The sequence below is a fragment of the Ruminococcus sp. 5_1_39BFAA genome (genome assembly GCF_964240875.1).
Lineage (GTDB): Bacteria > Bacillota > Clostridia > Lachnospirales > Lachnospiraceae > Blautia_A.
In genome coordinates, this window is the sequence record NZ_CAXSVO010000003.1 from 353,080 (window position 1) to 371,522 (window position 18,443).

Here is an 18,443-nt window from a genome sequence, read left to right on the forward strand (position 1 = left end):
CCTCAGATTCTTCCTATGGATCTTCCCATAAAAATCTCCGTCTGAAGCTTCTCTGCAACTCTTTCCCCATTCTCCCGGCCATCTTTGCCGCTCTCCAGCCGTTCCAGAATGATCCGCGCCACTTCCTTTGCGATTTTTTCCGTTGGCTGGGAAATGATGGTGAGCTTTGGGCTGCACGCCCGGGCAAACTGCAGATTGTCAAAACCGATCATGGACAGCTCTTCCGGCAGATGGATTCCCATTTCATTGATGCCGATCACAGCTCCCATGGTCATTTCGTAATTGGTCACAAATACAGCCGTCATGTCCGGATTTTTCTTTACCAGTTTTTCCAATGCACGGACACCGCCCTGAATGGTGTAGTCTCCGTGGCAGATTAGATCCGGCTCCACAGAAAGTCCGTGCTTTTCCAGGGCTTTACAGTATCCGGAAAGTCTCTCCTGGGCAGTAAAGATATCCCTGGGGCCTCCGATGATGCCGATGCGTCTATGTCCGTTTGCAAAAAACAGCTCCATGGCATCCTCCGCCGCCTTTTCGTTATCCACCAGCACACAGTCGCAGGGAATCCCTGTGATCTGACGGTCAATGAGCACAATAGGCTTTCCCGTTTTCCGAAAGCTCTCCAGATGCCTTCCGCTTCCGTCCACAGGCATATTGATCAGGCCGTCCACTCTTTTCCTTACAAGGAAATCAACGGCTTCCTTTTCCAGCCGTTTGTCTGTCCGGCAGTCACATACAATGGTCGCATAGCCGTGGTTCCGCAGAATGTCTTCCATTCCGCTGATAATTTCCGTACAGAAGATGTTGTTAAGCTCCGGGATCACCACACCCACAGTCTTTGTCGCGTTGGTCTTCAGACCGCGGGCAACCTCATTCACCTCATAATGAAGCTCCTCAATGGCTTCCTCGATCTTTATCCTGTTTTTTTCCCGAACATTTCCTCCGTTAAAGTAGGAGGAAATGGTTGCCAGGCCAAGTCCTGTGCGCCTGGCAATATCCTTCATGGTCGCCGCCATATTGTCACTCAGCTTTTCCGTCGCAGCCGCACACCTTCATACGTGCCATTACCAGCTCCTTCACAGCTGCGATTCCGGCTTTTCCGTATGCTTTCGGATCAAATACTGCTTCATCGGCAAGGGTTTCTCTCACTGCCTTTGAGTATGCAGCGCGAAGCTCTGTGGCAAAATTCACTTTGCAGATACCCCGTTTTACGCAGTCCATAACATCCTCGTCTGTCAGACCGGATGCGCCGTGAAGTACCAACGGAATATCCACAACCTCACGGATCTCGCTCAAACGCTCCTTGTCAAGGACCGGAGTTCCCACATAAAAGCCATGCGCAGTACCGATGGCTACTGCCAGGGAGGTAACGCCTGTGCGCTCTACAAATTCCTTTGCCTGCTGCGGATCTGTGTTTGTGTCTGCCTCTGCCTCCAGGTCATCCTCTTTGCCGCCTACTTTTCCCAATTCGGCTTCGCATGGAATTCCCATAGCCGCTGCCACATCTGCCACTTTTTTGCTCACTTCTATATTGCCCTCAAAATCCAGCTTGGAGCCGTCCATCATAACAGAAGTGTAGCCTGCTTTTAAAGCCTTCATAGCCAGGTCAAAGCTGCTGCCGTGGTCAAGGTGCAGGCAGACCGGAACGGATGCTTTTTCAGCCTCTGCTGCAACAATAGCGCTGTAGGTTTCCAGAGTGCCGTATTTGATCGTGGATGGTGTGGTCTGGATCATGACCGGAGCCTTCAGCTCCTCTGCTGCCTGAATGATCGCCTTTACCATCTCCATATTCTCTGCATTGAATGCGCCTACTGCATAACCGCCTTCCTGGGCTTTTAATAACATTTCTTTTGATGTAACAAGTGGCATCTTTTTATCCTCCTCAGGTATTTTTTCTCCGAAACCGAAACGTTTCTGTTTTAGATTATCATACCCTCTCTACAGGTATCTGTCAACCGTAAATTTTTCATCTTTTATCGAAAAAAATTCCCTTGAAAATCATTGCTTACTAAGGTATTCTGTAGGATAAGATCATCTTATTTAGAAGGGAGACAAATTATGTTAAAAGGAATTCCTGAAATATTATCACCTGAGCTTCTGAAGGTTTTATGCGAGATGGGACACAGTGACCGCATCGTGATCGCAGACGGCAATTTCCCGGTTGAATCCATGGGAAAAAACTGCAAGGTTGTACGCTGCGACGGACACGGCGTACCGGAGCTTCTGGATGCCATTCTTACCGTTATCCCGTTGGATACATATGTGGAAAAACCAGTAAACCTGATGGAGGTTATGCCTGGTGATAATGTTGCAACTCCGATCTGGGACACCTACAAAGAGATCATCGCAAAGCACGACGAGCGCGGCGCGGCTGCTGTAGGAAACATTGAGCGCTTTTCATTCTACGATGAAGCAAAGACTGCTTACTGCATCATTGCTACCGGCGAGAAAGCCGTTTACGCAAACGTTATGCTGCAGAAGGGTGTTGTAATCAACGACTAACGACTAATAAAAAAGAATCCTGCTACGCAGGATGGAGTACGTTCCTATGAAATAAAAATGGGGCTGGCGCATCTGGTGCGCTGCCCCGTTTTTTTATTTGCTGCGACTCTGCATGATATGTCCCAGACCTTCAGCTGACAGCAACAGATAAATCGGCACAAACATAAACAGATACTTAGCCCTGCCTTCAAACAGCAGTGTATAAACGGAAACTCCCAGAATAACCAGCCTCAGAAACAAAAGATGCTTATTTCCCCAAAGAGACCGCACTGCCCCGTACAATACCAGGGTAAGCACAAGCAGCCACATAGTCTGTTCCATCAGCGCATAGAGGTGGTAATAGGGTTTTCCCATAATAAATATTTTCTCTATAAACGAATCCCCGTACTCCTCCTCCTTGACTGTCTTCTGCATAGCGGCGAAACAGCCGTCATCATAATTTTGGAAGTTTTTATATGTATAAAACAGAATGTTATTCCGGATTCCTCTGTTTATGATTCTTTTGATTCCTTCCGCCCGGTTTGCAGCATTGCGTTCCGCAAGGGTTTCAAATCCTGAAGAATAGTCCCTGTCTTTTCCCCATCCTCCGCCGAGGGTTTCTTCATTTTGCCCCATCATGAAATAGTGCCAGGCTCCCCACTTTGTGTCAGTATCGTCCACAAAGCCCGCATTTTTCAGGCACACGCTTCTCCCCGCAGTCAGACCTCCGAACACACAGGCAAAAACCAGTACAGACAGCAGGCTGTCCTTCAGAAACTTCTTTTTTTCAGAAGGCTGATACAGAATGACCGCGAGAATCCCTGCAATCAGAAGAATGGCACATGTGATTTTTATAAAACAGCCCACCGCTATAGCGGCTGCGCTGATAACCTTCCATTGCTTTGACTCCTTTTGGTTAAAATATACATACAAAGGAATCATCAGCCACAATACTGAATAATTATCCGTATACGGCACAAACGTGCGGTAGGAAAAGTCAAACAACAGGATTCCGATGACCAGCTGTCCTGCCAGCAATACACTGATATTTACCATCAGGATTCCATCTCTCCTTTACCTCCAGGTATGCTTTTGACAGATAGACTCCTAAAATGCCTGTGCAAAAAAGCTGAAGCCCGCCCATCAAAAGTATGATGCACACCATAGAGGGCCACCCAAAAGCGGAGCCGCCAAACAGAAGCTGACGCACAATGATAAACAGAATTGCAATCCCTCCTACTCCCAGCATCAGCACTCCCAGCACAGAGGCGATTGCCAGCGGCCCGGTAGAAAATGCCACAATTCCCTCAATCGAATACAGGAACAGCTTCCAGAATGACCATTTCGTTTTTCCTGCCACCCGCTCCTTGTTTTCATATTCCAGCCATTTTGTCTTGAAACCCACCCAGCCGTACAATCCCTTGGAAAAGCGGCTGTACTCTCTTATATCCAGAAGGGCGTTTATAAACTTCCGGTTCATCATACGGTAATCCCTGGCGCCGTCCACAATCTCGGTCTTTGATATTTTGTTGATGATCCTATAGAACATCCGCGCAAAAAAAGAACGTACAGGCGGCTCTCCCTGTCTTGTAACACGCCTTGTTGCTACAGAATCGAATCCCTCCTGCGTAATAGCACGGTACATTTCCGGCAAAAGGGAGGGTGGATCCTGCAGATCCGCATCCATGATGACCGCTATGTCTCCGGAAGCATTTTTTAATCCGGCATACATGGCCGCTTCTTTTCCAAAATTTCTGGAAAACGATATGTATTTCACCTTTTCATCTTTTACCGCCAAATCTTTCACGACCTCCAGTGTCCGGTCCCCGGAACCGTCGTCGATAAATATCAGTTCAAATTCTGCATATGGCATGGCTGCCTCCGTCTTTTTTATTTCCTCATAGAAAAAAGGGAGTGCCTCCTCCTCGTTGTAGCAGGGGACAATTACCGTCAGCTTCATCAAAATCTTCCTCCATCGTATCACAGTTCCTTTTGATTATACTCCCGGAATAATCCTAAGTCAATTCTATAGAATATATTTATATACTCTATAGAATATTTTTATTAATGCTATATTTGCTACACTTAAATCACAGTGAAAGGAACAGGTGTATTGATGGAACTTGACAAAGATTACAATCTGACAGTAGGGTTACGGATACGGGAAGTAAGAGAAGTCCTAAATATGACACGTGAAGAGTTCAGTGAGAAATGTGATATATCCAGCAGCTTTCTGGCAGCTGTGGAAAATGGCAAAAAAGCTGTTACTTCTAAAACATTATATAAAATATGCACGGTTTTTAATATTTCTGCGGACTATATCATACGAGGCAATAAAGATACGTTTGAGACAGATATGATTCTGGAGATGCTGAATTCTATGGATGCCAAAGCGCGTGAACATGCGCTGCGCATACTTCGGGAATATATTGAAGCGATCCATACTTTTTCCCAATAAAAAAATTTCCAGAAAATATACAAGGGCATTGTAAAATTAACTTTACAATGCCCTGTTTCTTTAATTCTCCTGATTCTTCTTTTTCACCAGATAAATTACAACGCCAAGTGCGATCAGAACTAACACGATGAGAACCCAGATTACCGGATTTTGGATCCAGGATGCACTTTCTACTTCTGTGCTGGAAGCTTCTTTCTCCTCTGCTTCCTCGGTAGGTGTCGCCTCTGCCGTAGGAGTAGCCTCCTCGGTAGGTGTCACCTCCTCAGTCGGAGTAGCTGTTGGTTCTTCAGTCGGTGCCTCTGTCGCTTCTGCTGCCGCCTCCTCTGTTGGAGTGGCTGTTGCCTCTGCTGGCTCCTCTGTCGGAGTGGCCGTTGCTTCTGCTGTTGGAGTCGCGGTAGGCTCCTCTGTCGGAGTAGCTGTCGGCTCCTTGGTAGGTTCTGCGGTCGGGGTCGCAGTGGCTGTCGGCTCCGCTGTTTCCGTTGCCGTCGCAGCAGGTGTTGGTGTTACAGTAGGTTTGGCAGTCGGAGTCGCCGTAGGTTTCGGGGTCGGAGTTGCGGTTGCAACAGCCTTTCCTGTATTTCCTGCCGTACCTTCCTGTGTACCGGCCTCCGCTGTATCTACCAGTTCTTCTGTATCTGTCACCATCTCAACAGGACTGCTGTCTTTGCCAGTTGCCTCCGTGATATTTACCCATCCGGAAATACCGTTATAGGTCGTCTCGCCCCAGACACCGCCTTTACCAGTATCAACCTCGCTGGTAACTGCAAGCTTCTGTCCATTGGCAATGTTTGTAGCGCCAGATACGGTGCCGTATTTTTTGCCCGGTCCTTTATACAAAGAAACAGAACCTTCTTTTGCGTTTACATCAATGTCATATTCCACATCTTTTCCGTTGAAAAGGTTGTACTCAGACTGAATGGCTTCTGTAAGCGTGGCAGGCTTTAAGTCATCCATGGGGATAAAACCGTACATTCCCTGATACTGACCATATGCCCAAAGCTTGCCATCATCCGTTTTGCGCTCTCCCTCTACGTGAATGGCTGTACCGTTCGGTATCAGCTCATCATTGAGCTTGGAGCTGTCCAGCCTCGGCTCAGAGTACATATCCACTCCTCCCGCACTGGATTCCACGATCATATAATAATCTGTCTTATAATCCACATTTTGCGGCATACCTGCATCCGCCCATACACCAATTGTCATACATAAGCTTAAAACCAGCGCCAGCAAGACGCCTAATTTATTTTTCATAATCTTCCCCTTCAACTACTGCTACAAATCGCGCAATATACCTATTTTTAATGCTATATTTCCTATTGTACCACGCATTTTGAAAGTTGCAATCATTTTTTTGATTTTTTTGTTAAAAAATAGCCATCCGGATCTTGAATAAGATAGATTTCCTTCTCCTTTTTGCTCCGGCATGATATCATAGCTTGTCACTGGTTTATCGCCGTAATATATGTTAAAAAATTTGTCGAATGATTTTTCTTTACCTTTTATTTATGCTGTGTTACCATAGATTTACCAAAATCTATAAGCGAACAGTTAGCTTCTCTCTTTATCTTTAAGCATCTCATTTCCCGCTCCCAGTCGGAGCAGATATTCAAGTAAAACATTTCAGTCAGGAGGATTCGTATGCAGAACAAACTACAACAGATATTTCCAATGATTAAAAACCGTCAGGAAGTGATGGAAGAAATCCGGAATGATCCAAATTTAATGAAAATATTTAAAGAATGGTCGAACCAACAACAGGAATATTTTCTGAATTTTGTCACAGGCGCCAGGGCGTAAAGTTGCTCTATGACTCCTTTTTCAAAGAAATCATGAACCCGGAAACAGTACCGGAGCGGATGAACCGGCTACTTTCCTTAATTCTGAAAAAGGACGTAAAAATACTACAGGTCCTACCCGTTGACAATACCCGTCTGGGAGATGAGGCATCCCTGGTCATCATGGATATCGTCGTGAAACTGGAGGACGGCAGCATCGTCAATGTAGAGGTACAAAAAATCGGCTACCTTTTTTTTCGAAAAAAGTCCCAAGGAATTTCACTCTTTCCCCAATATATATCTGCACAATTCCAGTCAAAAAACCGATACCGGTCTAAAACTTGAACTACTTCAGAACTTCGTCTTTATTCCCCTTGACATTTTCCGCAAGAATCTGCACAATAAACATATTACAAACGATTTGGACGCATGGCTTGCATTCCTGAGTATGGACGATCCGGAAATAATTCTGGAATTGATCCATTACCACCCGAATTTTAAAGCCATGTACAGCCACCTGTATGATATATGCCGGAATATTGAAAGGGTGATGGATATGTTTTCAAAGGAATTACAGGAATTAGACAAAAATACCGTTCAGCTTATGATCGATGAAATGCAGGATACCATTGATGCTCAGAAGGGCACCATTGACGTTCAGAAAGACACCATTGATGCTCAAAAAAAAGCCCTTGATGATAAGGACAAATTAATCCATGACTTACAGCAAAAATTAAAAGCTTTGTAGCCGGGCAGCCTGCATTGTAAAAACTAAAAAAGGGGGCGTGTCGCACGAGGGATAAAATCCCCCGTGCGATACGCCCCTTGCTGTAATAGGAATCTTTATTTGTAAAGAGGTCCGTAGTTCTTGCAAGCTCTGAAATCTGCGCCTTCTTTGTCCATTCCGAAAGCGTTCCATGCTGCCGGACGGAAGATCTTCTCTTCCGGTACGTTGTGCATGCAAACCGGGATACGAAGCATGGAGCACATGGTAATCAGGTCAGCTCCGATATGTCCGTAGGAGATTGCGCCGTGGTTAGCGCCCCAGTTGTTCATTACATCGTAAGCAGTCTTGAATGCACCTTCGCCATTGCATCTTGGTGCAAACCAGGTACATGGCCATGTATAGTCAGTACGTTTCCAAAGTTTATCAGAAACTTCCTCTGGAAGATGTACAGTCCAGCCCTCTGCGATCTGCAGAACCGGTCCAAGTCCTTTAACAAGGTTCAGACGGATCATAGTTGCAGGCATTTCTGCTTTTGTCTCAAATCTGGAGGAGAATCCGCCGCCACGGAAGTATCCGATATCAGCGAAGTTCCAGGTTGTATTTTCCATAATTGCATTCTGATCTTCTTCTGTTACTTCATACCATGGTTTCATAACAGGATTTCCGTCAGCATCCTTTGCTGCGCCGTTAGCGTCCAGACAGCATGCGCCGGAGTTGATCAGATGGATAAATCCGCCTGCTTCTTTTGCAACGCCTTCCAGATCATAGCCTGTAGCTTTCTTAACAGCCTCTGGGCTCCAGTATGTACGAACGTCTGCGAACATCTGTGCACGGTTGGTCAGAAGCTTCATGAACATCATGCCAAGTCCGTTAAGAACGTCATTCTCGGTAGCCAGGATGTATGGCTCTCTTGCTCCGTTCCAGTCAAAGGAAGTATTCAGCATAGCTTCCGGGAAGTCACAGTTCGGATAGAAGTCTGTCCACTGTCTCTGGCCCTGGAAACCTGCAGCGATGGCATTGTGTCCAACCATCTCTTCTTCTCTTCCTTCCGGAAGGTTCTTATTTCCGTTCATCAGGTCTTTGATGATAACTGCCATCTTAACTACAAACTCAAACTGCTCTTCTTTCTTCTCATCGCTCATCTGAAGCTCAGCCGGGTTCTTGTCAAAGCCCATAACACATTTTTCTTTTGCCCAAGCAAGTGCTTTCTGATATTCTGCCTCATCATAGATGCCTTCTGTCATACGACGGATGATCTCTACCTCGTCAACAGACTCTACACGCATTCCAAGATAGGACTCGATAAAGTCAGAATCAATGATAGATCCGCCGATACCCATACAGATGGAACCGATCTGCAGATAGGATTTGCCTCTCATAGAAGCTGCTGCAACTGCTGCACGTCCGAATCTTAACAGTTTTTCCTGAACGTCTGCCGGAATGGATGTGTCGTCTGCTTCGCAAACGTCATGTCCGTAAATACCAAATGCCGGAAGGCCCTTCTGTGCGTGTGTAGCAAGAACGGATGCAAGGTAAACTGCGCCAGGTCTTTCTGTTCCGTTGAAGCCCCATACTGCTTTGATGGTCTGCGGATCCATATCCATGGTCTCAGAGCCATAGCACCAGCAAGGAGTTACGGTTACAGTAATGTCAACGCCTTCTCTTCTGAATTTGTCTGCACAAGCTGCGGATTCTGCAACACGTCCGATGGTTGTATCTGCGATTACTACCTTAACCGGCTCTCCATTGGAATATCTGATGTTGTCTTCAAATAATTTTGCAGCGGATCTTGCCATGTTCATTGTCTGGTCTTCCAGAGACTCACGAACCTTTAATGCTCCGCGGCGTCCGTCGATTGTAGGTCTGATACCAATTACTGGATAGCTTCCGATTAATCTGCTCTCTGCCATAATTACAAATTACCTCCTAATAAATTATAAGTTTTCGTTTCATGCTGTGGGGTTTCTGTTACTTTTTCCCACCCCTATGTTTGTATTATACGATTGAAAACCGGAAATTACTTGTGTTATAATAGCAAATAACAGGACAATATTCACTTTTTCTGACATGTTTCATAAATTCATGCAAATTTTTTAAAGGAGGGGATTTTTTTGCACGATTTAGATCGAAACGAAGACCGCCGCCGTGGAACCTATGAATTTCCTTTTGAATTTCACCACATAGACACCACACACCCCAGATATGTCATGTCTTATCACTGGCACGTAGAATATGAAATAATTCGCATCCTAAAGGGCCGCCTTACTGTCACTTTAGACGAAAAAAGTTTTACGGCAGACCCCGGCGATGTTATTTTTGTCCATAGCGGAATCCTCCATTCCGGAATCCCTGATGATTGTGTGTACCAGTGCATTGTTTTTGACATCAATGCTTTTTTGAAATTAAATTCTGTCTGTGCTGATTACATGCAGAAGATCATTCATCAGGAAATTATGGTGTATCATCACTTTACGGAAAAACAACAGGAAATCATTCAGGCTGCCACCGCTTTTTTCGATGCTATGTGGAAGCATCCCGACGGCTATGAAATGATTGTGATTGGACAATTTTACCACTTTTTTGGTATTGTTTTTGGTAATCATTACTATCTGGACAGTATACCCAAGGCACGCCGCGACTATAAGCGTATTTTGCAGCTCAAACAAGTGGTGGAATTTATAGAGAAAAACTACAGCAGCCCCCTTACTCTCCAGCAGCTTTCCTCCTCCGTATCCATGTCACCTAAGTATTTCTGCCGTTTCTTTTCGGAAATGACGCACCAGACTCCAATGGATTACCTGAACCGCCAGCGGATCGAACAGGCATGCTTTCAACTTTCCACAACGGACGATTCTATCACGGAAATCGCATACCGGAACGGCTTTAATGACCTGAGCTATTTTATCCGTACCTTCAAAAAATATAAAGGTATCACACCTGGGAAATATAAAAAGCACTGATCCATGAATGAAAAAGATGAATGCTTTAAAGAGCAGAAGCCTCTGCATTTTCCTGCAGGGGCTTCCCATATGGATTTTAGAATCGCAATAGATCGATAATTCGCCACAGCGAATTATACATTTCTTGTCAGCAGGAATCGCCGACAGATAAGAATTTTCTGCAAAACTTCTCTTTTGTTTACTATATTCTATCAAATAAATCAATAAAATACAATAATAACAAAAACAATAAATCTTGCATATTTCGACACCTATATTCTGTTTTTTCGCTAAATTGTATAATTAATAAGTTTCATAGAGGTATTATATACTAAAGTATACTGCACTTTTTCTTTTTCGTGCTCTGCAACAAGGACCACGATCGCATAATCCGCTCCATCCTTTGACTGTCCTGCCACAGCGCATTTTCCAAATTCCGTAAAGCTGCCCTTTTCCTCCAATAGTGCCAGATAGCTGTTGTAAGTGTCCTCTGTGAGAGATGCCTGAAGCGAAGGGTCAAATCTCTCTTTCCACGCCTCATAGTCACCGCTCTCCCCTGTCGCCACATCCTCCATAGCCTGCTGTTCTACGGTGTCCTTATCAAAGCTTCCTGAAAGCTTGCTTCCGCAGCCGCCCATTGTCAGCATCGCCATTACCAGCAAAAAAATCACACCTGCAAATTTTCTTTTTTTCATAGTCCTTCCTCCTTTAGATCCAATCTCTCTTTTTTGTCTGACCATTGCTTTTTCAGCCGCAAAACATAGATCAAAGCCGCCACTCCTTCCGCTGCTATCAATCCCTCCAGAATCCATACGTTTCCGATGATGATCAGAAAATCTACTGCCGTATGAAGCCCGATTGCCAGGAACAGATAGGTTCGCTTCTTTTTCCTCAAGCTCTGCAGTACCACAAATGTCAGCCCAAGCTGCACCAGCATGGTAAAAATACGCTCAAAAGCCCCTAACGCTGCTCCCATTGTCTGAAGCTGCCCTGCCATAGCCGCCGGAAAGATTTGTGTAAAGAAAAGCCACGCCGCCTCACAGCCTCCATGCCCCAGCCCATATGCCAGTCCATCCATCCATGACATTCTGCCCTTTCTAAAAAATCTCATGCCAAACCATCTTGCGCTCTCCTCAAACAGTCCTGCGGTAAATGCCAGAAACAGGAAATACAATCCCCTGTTTGTGTAAGGCAGCACAGCGAACCACTCAGCCTGTGTCCGCAGCAGGCTCAAAAGAGGAAGCCTCAGAACCGGCTGTGAAATATAGAATCCCAGCACGCCCACCAGAAAGCCCCAAAAGGTTCCGTCCCTCCTCCTCCAAAAATAAACTGCTGCTCCAAGCGGGATTCCAACCTCCACAATAAAAGCAACCGCTGCCATCTCTCTCACTCCTTTCCCGGAATCATCAGATTGACTCTATACTCCTTCTCCGTCATAGACACTTCCAGTGTTCCGTGATATTTTTCCAGTGTCTGTCGTACATTTGGAAGCCCCAGGCCCATATGCCGTTTTTTCTTTGGAGCAGGTACTTCCCCCGAGCTTACCTTTCTGGAATTGCAAAGCTGTACCACACGGAAATCCTGGATCCTGTCAATCTTAATCTCCAAAAACGCATCTTTCCCACAATCTCTGCACGCCTCCACCGCGTTATCCAGAAGATTGCCAAAAATGATGGTGATATCCATATCCTTCATGTCATCGAATCCCACCTCTCCCACCTGGACCTTTACCTGGATTCCAAGACTTTGAGCCAGCGAAAGCTTCTCATTTAGAATAATATTCAGCATATGATTGGAACTGTAATATTTTTCCCCAAGTACATTGATCATGTGATACAGATCCTTTACATACGTGTCTCCCGCCTCTTCCTTCTGCTCCTGGTAAAGCTGCTCTACTGCTGCCAGATGGTTTTTCATGTCATGCAGGATTTTTCGGGATTCCCGGTATTTTCTCTCCAATACCTCATAGTAACGGTACTGCACCTCATTTTTTACCTCTGCCATCCTCATCTCCTGTTCCAGTTTATTTGCCTTAAACAGATACCGGAACAGGTAAAGGAAATATACATTTAAAAGTACCAGAGCGCCAATATTTGCCAAGATCAGCCAAAGCCCCTGGAGCTGATAATACAGGCTGCTGACTTCAAGAAAGGAATATAGGAAAAACAGGGAAAACACGGGCAGCACCAACACAGTAAAGGTCTGGCGCAGGGTCAGCGGTCCTTCCGAATGGCTTTTTCTCCACTTTATCATAGGCAGGGCGAGAACCAGCATCAGTATGATCTTCAGTGCCATCGCCATACAACCAAAACATGCCGGATATGGGAAACTGTTGATTTCCACCTGAACCACGACCACATTAGAAATAAAGATCCCGCATTCCATTCCCAGAAAGAGCATGGTTTCAAATACCAGATCCATGATCAGCGCCAGCCATTCCCTGTGAAACAAAGTTACGCCCCCGATCAGGGTCATGACTACCTGAACCGCCACGCTTCCCCAACTGTTTGGGTGGTACAAAGCATAAAGATATGCCGTCCCTCCTGCCAACAGCGCGCCCAGAATATACCAGATCCTTTTTCGGTAAATGGTCCTGCTGTTCACACTCATGAAATGCCAGATCAAAACCCATACAATAGTTGTTTCGGCTATAGACATCAGTAAATTTAAAATTGCCCAGATCATTTTTCCCTCCTGCTGCTTCCCCTATCACATTGTGCAGCTAAATCTGCGATGCCAGATAGGATGCCAGTTTCTTGCGGAATTCCGCTGATTTTTTCTGCGACAGCGGAAGGGTGCTTCCCTCTGTCAGAAAAATATCATACCCCTTCAGGTTCCGGATATGGTAAAGATTCACAACAAAACTTTTATGAGGCATGAGAAACCCGTAAGGCTCCATGCGCATTGCAACCTGTGCGATAGTGCCCTTCTGCCACACCTCTCCTGCTTTTGTCACCATACGGATGCGCCGTGACTGGTATTCGAAATAATAGATATCCCGGGTATCCATTTCCAAAAGGCCATTCTCTGTCTCAAACACCACCTTTTGTCCGGTATCCTTTTCCTCAGTATATGCCAGCGCCTCTTTCAGGATCTTCTGGATGATCTCCTTATTGACTGGCTTCACCAGATAACCAAAGGCGTGAACGGAAAATGCGTAATCCTTGAAGTCATCATACGCCGTGACGTAAATGATCTTCACCTTTTTATCTTTCCGGCGCAGATACCTTGCGGTGTCAATACCAGACATTCCCTTCATATCAATATCAAGAAAGATAAAATCATAGTTTTCCCCGGAATCCAGCAATGCTTCCCCGCTTCCGTAACTCTCCACCTGGAAAAGCTTTTCAAAGTCCTTCAGATAGGACTGCATCTGAAGCCTCATAATTTTATCATCCTCGCAAATCGCTATTTTTAACATACCCCGCTCCTCCTTGGATAAACCCAGTATATAGCTGGTTTTCCAAAGGTGCAAGAAAGTTGGAATGAAAGACAGATTTTTTGTCTGAAAGACAGATAAAAGACATGCTCCTGAAGCATGCAGAAAGGGACTGCCGCACCAATGATTGAACAATCAACGGTGCGACAGCCCCTAAAACCATTTCTGTATTACAAATTCGCAGCTATTACAGTACCTCATTCAGCACGGAAAGCCCGTACTCAGCCAGACTGTGATCCTCCTCGCCTGTGCCGCCGCTGACACCCAATCCGCCGATGATCGTATCACCGACTTTAATGGGAACACCGCCGCCAAAGATGACGATCTTTCCGCCATCCATCTTATCCACGCCATAGAAGGTGCCGCCGGGCTGTGCCAGCTTGGACAGCTCCATGGTGGACATTTTCACAGCCACAGAGGTATATGCTTTTTTCAGTGCAACATCGAAGCTTACCAGAAAAGCGCCGTCCATAACGTGAACTGCAATCGGATTGCCGTCCGGTCCGCAAATAGCGATAACTGCTTTTTTGCCCCGGCGGTTCGCCTCCTGCTCAATCTTCTCAGTCAGACGTTTTGCGCTTTCCAGAGTGATTCTTCCCTGGATGCCCATACGCTTTAATACTTCCTGGATCACGGCCTCATCGGCTGCCCCTTCCCTGTTATGCTCCATTGCTGCAGTCCTTCCTGAAGCCTGTGCCTGCGCAGGAGATGCCTGGACTGCCCCGCCGATAGCGGCAGCGGCCTCTGTCTCCTTATTTGCGCCGATCCCGGCTTCCTTTGCATCCGTAAATCTGGCAAGTACATATAAATAGTCAGCCAGACGGTTCATGTATTTCTTTGTTCCGGTGTCTGTGCCAAACTTCACGCTGACAACGGCCAATGCGCGCTCAGCTCTTCTCGCTACAGTGCGGGCCACGTCTATTTCCGCGGAAAGCCTGCAGGCACCCGGAAGGATGAATTTCTTTGGACGGTCAAACAGGCCTTCCAGACGGTCAATTTCCTTTTCCAGAAGCTCTGTTTTGTCATCGTTTATTTTGTACTCTCTGTTGTATGGGTCAGCCACTCCTGCCATTACAGTAATGAGAGTTGCCTGGATTTTCTCCAGAAAATGGATGGTATCTCCGTCGCTCAGCATGGTTTTCACCAGGCCGATATGGCTGGTCAGCTCATCTATAGTCCCAACAAGCTGGATTCTGTCATCCGACTTGGAGACATTTTTCGTATGAACAAGGCTTGTCGTGCCTTTATCACCGCCCTTTGTGTAAACATTCATAACGGCATGTCCTCCATTTTAAATGGCATTTTCTTAATGGCTCTTGCACTGTTTGCTCCAAGATTCCGGCACTGCCGGAAACTTGGCTGGTTTAGCTCAAAAACGTTTTTTCCTTTGGGAAGCTGCTGCATCTGCATAGCCAGCCTTGCACCGGAAATCCCGATCCCTGAGCCAAGCATGGATTCCTTGGCAGCCTCAAAAGCCAGAGTGTCCAGATCCCCCTCATGGGACGATACCTGATAAAGCACTCCCTCTTCCTCAATCCCTGCGCAGACCTCCTTTAAGAAATCCTGGTCCGGCTCATTTGTATAAATGATAATTGCAGGTCTGTTGACTACCATATTTTCCTCCCGTCGCAAGTAAAGCGGACATTCGCATTCCGCTTTGCTACATGCTCATGAACGCAGGTCGCTGCGTTCAAATAGCGTTTTTTGTTCTATCTCTTATCTGTCACTCAGATAAGAAAGCAATAATCCTGTGGCAACTGCATTTCTCGGTCCAGCACAGCCGCGGATATTTCCCCGTCCGCATACAATGCGGTATTCGGAGAGCGCTTCCATCAGCATCTCCGGGATTTCAAAGTCCTCGGCAGAGCCGCCTACCAGCACCACATTGGGTATTTTCCGTAAATCATGTTCCGGTGCCACTGTGCGCAAAGCGCGAAGTGCATTCCGCACAAACACCTTTTTCTTTGCATCCCTTCTCACTTCCAGGATGCGCTCCATAGGAATGTCTTCCTCAACCTTCAGCATCTCACCTGGTGCCAGAAGAACCACATGACCGTAATACCTGGGGTCAATGGATTCCTCAAAAAACTGCATAGCGCCGTTTTCCAGGCGCATATGGAACAGGCTCTCCACCTTTCCCATGGGATATTTCTTGATCTGCTCTGCCGTTACCCGGCTGTGCAGTCCGAGCTCCGTCTGGATCAGCATGGAAACCAGCTCACCGGCGCCTGCCTGATGTGTGGTCCGAACACTTCCGTCCGGCTCCAAAACCGCAGCATCTGTGGAACCGCCGCCCATATCCAGAATAGCCAGGGGCAGCTTTGTGCCCGGTGTGGTCATGGCGCCAAGGGAAGCCATCACCGCCTCCACGCCTGCCACAACAGCCTTTACGTGAAGTTCTTTCTCCAGACGTTCCGCAATCTGCTGCATGGGCAGATGCTGCGTCTTTACCATAGCGGCAATTCCGACTGCCTTTTCCATGCAGGTTTCTCCGGCAAGAGAACCAGAGATTTCCACCGGTGCCAGGGTATCCACAGCCAGGATATCCGTGATCCTGATATTTTCCCCGTGTGCCTGAGCCACATCTGCCATGCTGGTCTTGATCCTGGTCAGCATGTTTCCTACATTGGTGTTCGGCTGACCGTCAATATCCCGGATCTCACCTGCATCCTGCAGCGCTGTCATGATATCATCTGCTCCGGCGTCAATATTGATATGTATGTCCCTGTCGCCGTGAAAGGTGATCTCTCCGGCCGGAAGGACGTTTTCTCTGATATTGCCGTGGGGGGTCTTGATCACCACCGCACTTCTTTTTCCCACAAGGCTTTTTGCAATAGGCGTGACCGCTCTGGTCTCCTCTGCGTCAAGCCCCAGAAGGGTAGCAATTCCGTAAGGATTGGACAGCATACGGATGGTCGTTCCGGGAAGCGCCACCTCAATGGCAGCAAGCTTTCCTTCCGGAATCTTGGTGATATGGCGCACCTCATCCACAATGGGGATTGCCTTATTCAGCCTGTTTTCCACAAGAACAGCCTCATCCGCCTGGAGGATCAGCCCTCTGATGTCCAGCTCCGGAATGTGCTGGTTCATCCTGGCAGCAACCTCTTCATAGGAAAACTTATTGGCAGCAGCAACAATGTAGGGTACTCCGGGTTTTCCCTTCCAGATATTTTCCAGGAGGAGAAGCTCTCCCACCGCTTCCCCCGCACCGGCCGGCGTAGAAGGATTATGACCGATCATCGAGGATTCGGTAATGATCGTCTCCGTGATGGTCTCCATCGCCGTATCACCGATAACGGGCGCTGCTTCATTTAAGCGCACAAGGTCAAGGGCGCTCAGTGGCTGGCGGATCTTGTCCATCGCCTCCAAAAGTGCCGCTTTGATTCCGTGCACATTGGGCAGAGTTCCCTTTGTTCCGGTGGTCATACGGGCTGCGCTGGAGAGAAAATGGAAGGTTCCATTATCCTCCACGCCCCCGATACATACTTCAGTTGTGGAATTTCCTATGTCAACACCAGCAATCAGCTTCAAAGAAGAATTCCCCTTTTTTCATATATTTCTGCTGCTTCCAGTACCAGCTTCGCGCAATGGGGAGCCTGGTATTTTTCCAGAAGCTCCTTTGCCATCATCACCAGCTCCCTCTTCGTGGAACGGTTCGGGCGAAGCTTGTTATACATATTCAAAATCACGTCGTCAGGTACATTTACCAGCTCAGAAGCACGCTCAAAGTTTGCCTCCATCTGGGGATTGTCAGCCTCGGCTGCAACCTTGCCCTGACGTTTCAGCATTTCGGAAGAAATCTTAATGTCTTCCGCAGTCACATTCCCCCGCTTCACCTCATCCAGTGTGATCTGGTCCAGTTTTTTTCCTGTTTTGGAGGTGATGGTATCGGCTTCGTTAAGCCCTAATGGATAATTGCTCATCTTGTGCCCTCCCATTCGATCATGCCCATTTCCGGGTCAAGCTGCTCTGTCTCAATGATGTGCATCAGAGCTGCCTTTACCTGGTATTTCGCCCGAACCATCGGGTCGTTGGTACACGCAATAGGAGTTACCTTTTCACCCTTTACGTATTTTGCGGCATTACGGCCGATCTTACGGTAGGTGTCAAGGGTCATCAGCGGCGCCTGAGGGAAAAGCTCAAGGTTTGACAAGGGATAAAGATCCTTCTGGTGAATGACCGTGGTACCCTTTGACTGGATTCCGATGCCGATGCCGGAGCCGGAAAGCTTTGCAGCCTCCAGTGCCATAAATCCGACATCCGAAGTATCCAGAACCTTAACCACACGTGAGGTCATACCCTCCTCCTCGATTCCTGCTTTTACATTGCGCAGTACCTCTTCCAGCGGAATCCCGCCCATTGTTGCACGGATCTCTGTCTGGAAAGCAGCACCTACACCGATGACAACTTCCTTGGGGTCTGTTCCTTTTGCAGCCCGCACCGCGCCTTTATAGGAGCGCTTTGGGTGCATTCTCGTCCTTCCGGCAAGGGAGGCGGTACCTGACGGCTGACTGCTTCCTGCCTTGGACGGAACCTGGGGCTGCCCATTACTTTTCTGCAACTGCTCCACAACCGCTTTGGTTATGGCCTGTATCAGTTGATCATTTATCTCCATGGCACAGCC

22 protein-coding genes are annotated in these 18,443 nt (G+C 47.1%); 6 read left to right on the plus strand and 16 right to left on the minus strand.

Annotated features, from left to right (window positions below):
- Positions 1-2: 2 nt before the first annotated feature.
- Together ACESZH_RS06565 and ACESZH_RS06570 are read right to left on the minus strand one after the other, a co-directional pair.
- The gene (locus ACESZH_RS06565; protein WP_373212937.1) at positions 3-1,016 is read right to left on the minus strand and encodes a LacI family DNA-binding transcriptional regulator; all 1,014 of its coding nucleotides are present in this window, start codon (positions 1,014-1,016) and stop codon (positions 3-5) included.
- 4 nt (positions 1,017-1,020) lie between these two features.
- Positions 1,021-1,869 (minus strand): ketose-bisphosphate aldolase, encoded by an 849-nt coding sequence (locus ACESZH_RS06570; protein WP_373212934.1) that lies wholly within the window; start codon positions 1,867-1,869, stop codon positions 1,021-1,023.
- A gap of 189 nt (positions 1,870-2,058) precedes the next feature.
- Here ACESZH_RS06570 and ACESZH_RS06575 point away from each other — a divergent pair, with 189 nt between their 5' ends.
- Complete coding sequence (locus ACESZH_RS06575) at positions 2,059-2,502, plus strand: RbsD/FucU family protein (protein ID WP_373212931.1); 444 nt, start codon at positions 2,059-2,061, stop codon at positions 2,500-2,502.
- A gap of 93 nt (positions 2,503-2,595) precedes the next feature.
- Here ACESZH_RS06575 and ACESZH_RS06580 read toward each other — a convergent pair whose 3' ends face one another.
- Both ACESZH_RS06580 and ACESZH_RS06585 read right to left on the minus strand, forming a co-directional pair.
- Positions 2,596-3,537 (minus strand): hypothetical protein, encoded by a 942-nt coding sequence (locus ACESZH_RS06580; RefSeq protein ID WP_373212928.1) that lies wholly within the window; start codon positions 3,535-3,537, stop codon positions 2,596-2,598.
- On the minus strand, positions 3,479-4,444 hold the full coding sequence (locus ACESZH_RS06585) for a glycosyltransferase family 2 protein (protein WP_373212925.1): 966 nt from the start codon (positions 4,442-4,444) through the stop codon (positions 3,479-3,481). Before ACESZH_RS06585 ends, ACESZH_RS06580 begins: the two co-directional genes overlap by 59 nt.
- Before the next feature lie 153 nt (positions 4,445-4,597).
- Here ACESZH_RS06585 and ACESZH_RS06590 point away from each other — a divergent pair, with 153 nt between their 5' ends.
- Positions 4,598-4,939, plus strand: a complete 342-nt coding sequence (locus tag ACESZH_RS06590) for a helix-turn-helix domain-containing protein (RefSeq protein WP_373212923.1) — start codon at positions 4,598-4,600, stop codon at positions 4,937-4,939.
- Positions 4,940-4,999: 60 nt separating this feature from the next.
- On the opposite strand, the gene ACESZH_RS06595 is transcribed toward ACESZH_RS06590, so the two are convergent.
- Positions 5,000-6,190: a GW dipeptide domain-containing protein gene (locus tag ACESZH_RS06595; RefSeq protein WP_373212920.1), complete on the minus strand. Its 1,191-nt coding sequence runs from the start codon at positions 6,188-6,190 to the stop codon at positions 5,000-5,002.
- Positions 6,191-6,211: 21 nt separating this feature from the next.
- Positions 6,212-6,382, minus strand: coding sequence for a hypothetical protein (locus ACESZH_RS06600; protein ID WP_373212917.1), 171 nt, complete (start codon positions 6,380-6,382; stop codon positions 6,212-6,214).
- Between the two features lie 195 nt (positions 6,383-6,577).
- Here ACESZH_RS06600 and ACESZH_RS06605 point away from each other — a divergent pair, with 195 nt between their 5' ends.
- The 3 genes from ACESZH_RS06605 (at position 6,578) to ACESZH_RS06615 (ending at position 7,462) form a co-directional block, all read left to right on the plus strand.
- A complete protein-coding gene (locus ACESZH_RS06605) occupies positions 6,578-6,736 on the plus strand; it encodes a hypothetical protein (protein WP_373212915.1) in 159 nt (52 codons plus the stop codon).
- The gene (locus ACESZH_RS06610) at positions 6,679-7,059 is read left to right on the plus strand and encodes a PD-(D/E)XK nuclease family transposase (RefSeq protein ID WP_373212913.1); all 381 of its coding nucleotides are present in this window, start codon (positions 6,679-6,681) and stop codon (positions 7,057-7,059) included. The genes ACESZH_RS06605 and ACESZH_RS06610 overlap by 58 nt, the downstream gene beginning before the upstream one ends.
- Before the next feature lie 103 nt (positions 7,060-7,162).
- Positions 7,163-7,462, plus strand: coding sequence for a hypothetical protein (locus ACESZH_RS06615; protein WP_373212910.1), 300 nt, complete (start codon positions 7,163-7,165; stop codon positions 7,460-7,462).
- Positions 7,463-7,557: 95 nt separating this feature from the next.
- Here the strand turns inward: ACESZH_RS06615 and ACESZH_RS06620 are convergent, their stop codons facing one another.
- Entirely contained in the window at positions 7,558-9,351 is a 1,794-nt protein-coding gene (locus tag ACESZH_RS06620; RefSeq protein WP_373212907.1) for an L-fucose isomerase, read from the minus strand.
- 201 nt (positions 9,352-9,552) lie between these two features.
- Here ACESZH_RS06620 and ACESZH_RS06625 point away from each other — a divergent pair, with 201 nt between their 5' ends.
- The gene (locus ACESZH_RS06625; protein WP_373212905.1) at positions 9,553-10,401 is read left to right on the plus strand and encodes an AraC family transcriptional regulator; all 849 of its coding nucleotides are present in this window, start codon (positions 9,553-9,555) and stop codon (positions 10,399-10,401) included.
- Positions 10,402-10,670: 269 nt separating this feature from the next.
- Here ACESZH_RS06625 and ACESZH_RS06630 read toward each other — a convergent pair whose 3' ends face one another.
- From ACESZH_RS06630 to ACESZH_RS06670, 9 genes are all read right to left on the minus strand, one after another.
- Positions 10,671-11,075: a DUF3887 domain-containing protein gene (locus ACESZH_RS06630; RefSeq protein ID WP_373212903.1), complete on the minus strand. Its 405-nt coding sequence runs from the start codon at positions 11,073-11,075 to the stop codon at positions 10,671-10,673.
- Positions 11,072-11,761 carry a YhfC family glutamic-type intramembrane protease gene (locus tag ACESZH_RS06635; protein WP_373212902.1) on the minus strand — a complete coding sequence of 230 codons (690 nt, stop codon included), beginning with the start codon at positions 11,759-11,761 and terminating at the stop codon, positions 11,072-11,074. The genes ACESZH_RS06630 and ACESZH_RS06635 overlap by 4 nt, the downstream gene beginning before the upstream one ends.
- Before the next feature lie 5 nt (positions 11,762-11,766).
- Positions 11,767-13,065 carry a sensor histidine kinase gene (locus tag ACESZH_RS06640; RefSeq protein WP_373212899.1) on the minus strand — a complete coding sequence of 433 codons (1,299 nt, stop codon included), beginning with the start codon at positions 13,063-13,065 and terminating at the stop codon, positions 11,767-11,769.
- Between the two features lie 37 nt (positions 13,066-13,102).
- Positions 13,103-13,801 (minus strand): LytR/AlgR family response regulator transcription factor, encoded by a 699-nt coding sequence (locus ACESZH_RS06645; RefSeq protein ID WP_373212897.1) that lies wholly within the window; start codon positions 13,799-13,801, stop codon positions 13,103-13,105.
- Positions 13,802-14,006: 205 nt separating this feature from the next.
- Positions 14,007-15,092, minus strand: coding sequence for a cob(I)yrinic acid a,c-diamide adenosyltransferase (locus ACESZH_RS06650; protein ID WP_373212895.1), 1,086 nt, complete (start codon positions 15,090-15,092; stop codon positions 14,007-14,009).
- Positions 15,089-15,433: a glycerol dehydratase reactivase beta/small subunit family protein gene (locus tag ACESZH_RS06655; RefSeq protein ID WP_373212893.1), complete on the minus strand. Its 345-nt coding sequence runs from the start codon at positions 15,431-15,433 to the stop codon at positions 15,089-15,091. The genes ACESZH_RS06650 and ACESZH_RS06655 overlap by 4 nt, the downstream gene beginning before the upstream one ends.
- 102 nt (positions 15,434-15,535) lie before the next feature.
- Complete coding sequence (locus tag ACESZH_RS06660) at positions 15,536-17,350, minus strand: diol dehydratase reactivase subunit alpha (RefSeq protein ID WP_373219869.1); 1,815 nt, start codon at positions 17,348-17,350, stop codon at positions 15,536-15,538.
- Positions 17,347-17,742: a diol dehydratase small subunit gene (locus ACESZH_RS06665; protein ID WP_373212889.1), complete on the minus strand. Its 396-nt coding sequence runs from the start codon at positions 17,740-17,742 to the stop codon at positions 17,347-17,349. Before ACESZH_RS06665 ends, ACESZH_RS06660 begins: the two co-directional genes overlap by 4 nt.
- Entirely contained in the window at positions 17,739-18,434 is a 696-nt protein-coding gene (locus ACESZH_RS06670; RefSeq protein WP_373212886.1) for a propanediol/glycerol family dehydratase medium subunit, read from the minus strand. The genes ACESZH_RS06665 and ACESZH_RS06670 overlap by 4 nt, the downstream gene beginning before the upstream one ends.
- Positions 18,435-18,443 lie beyond the last annotated feature (9 nt).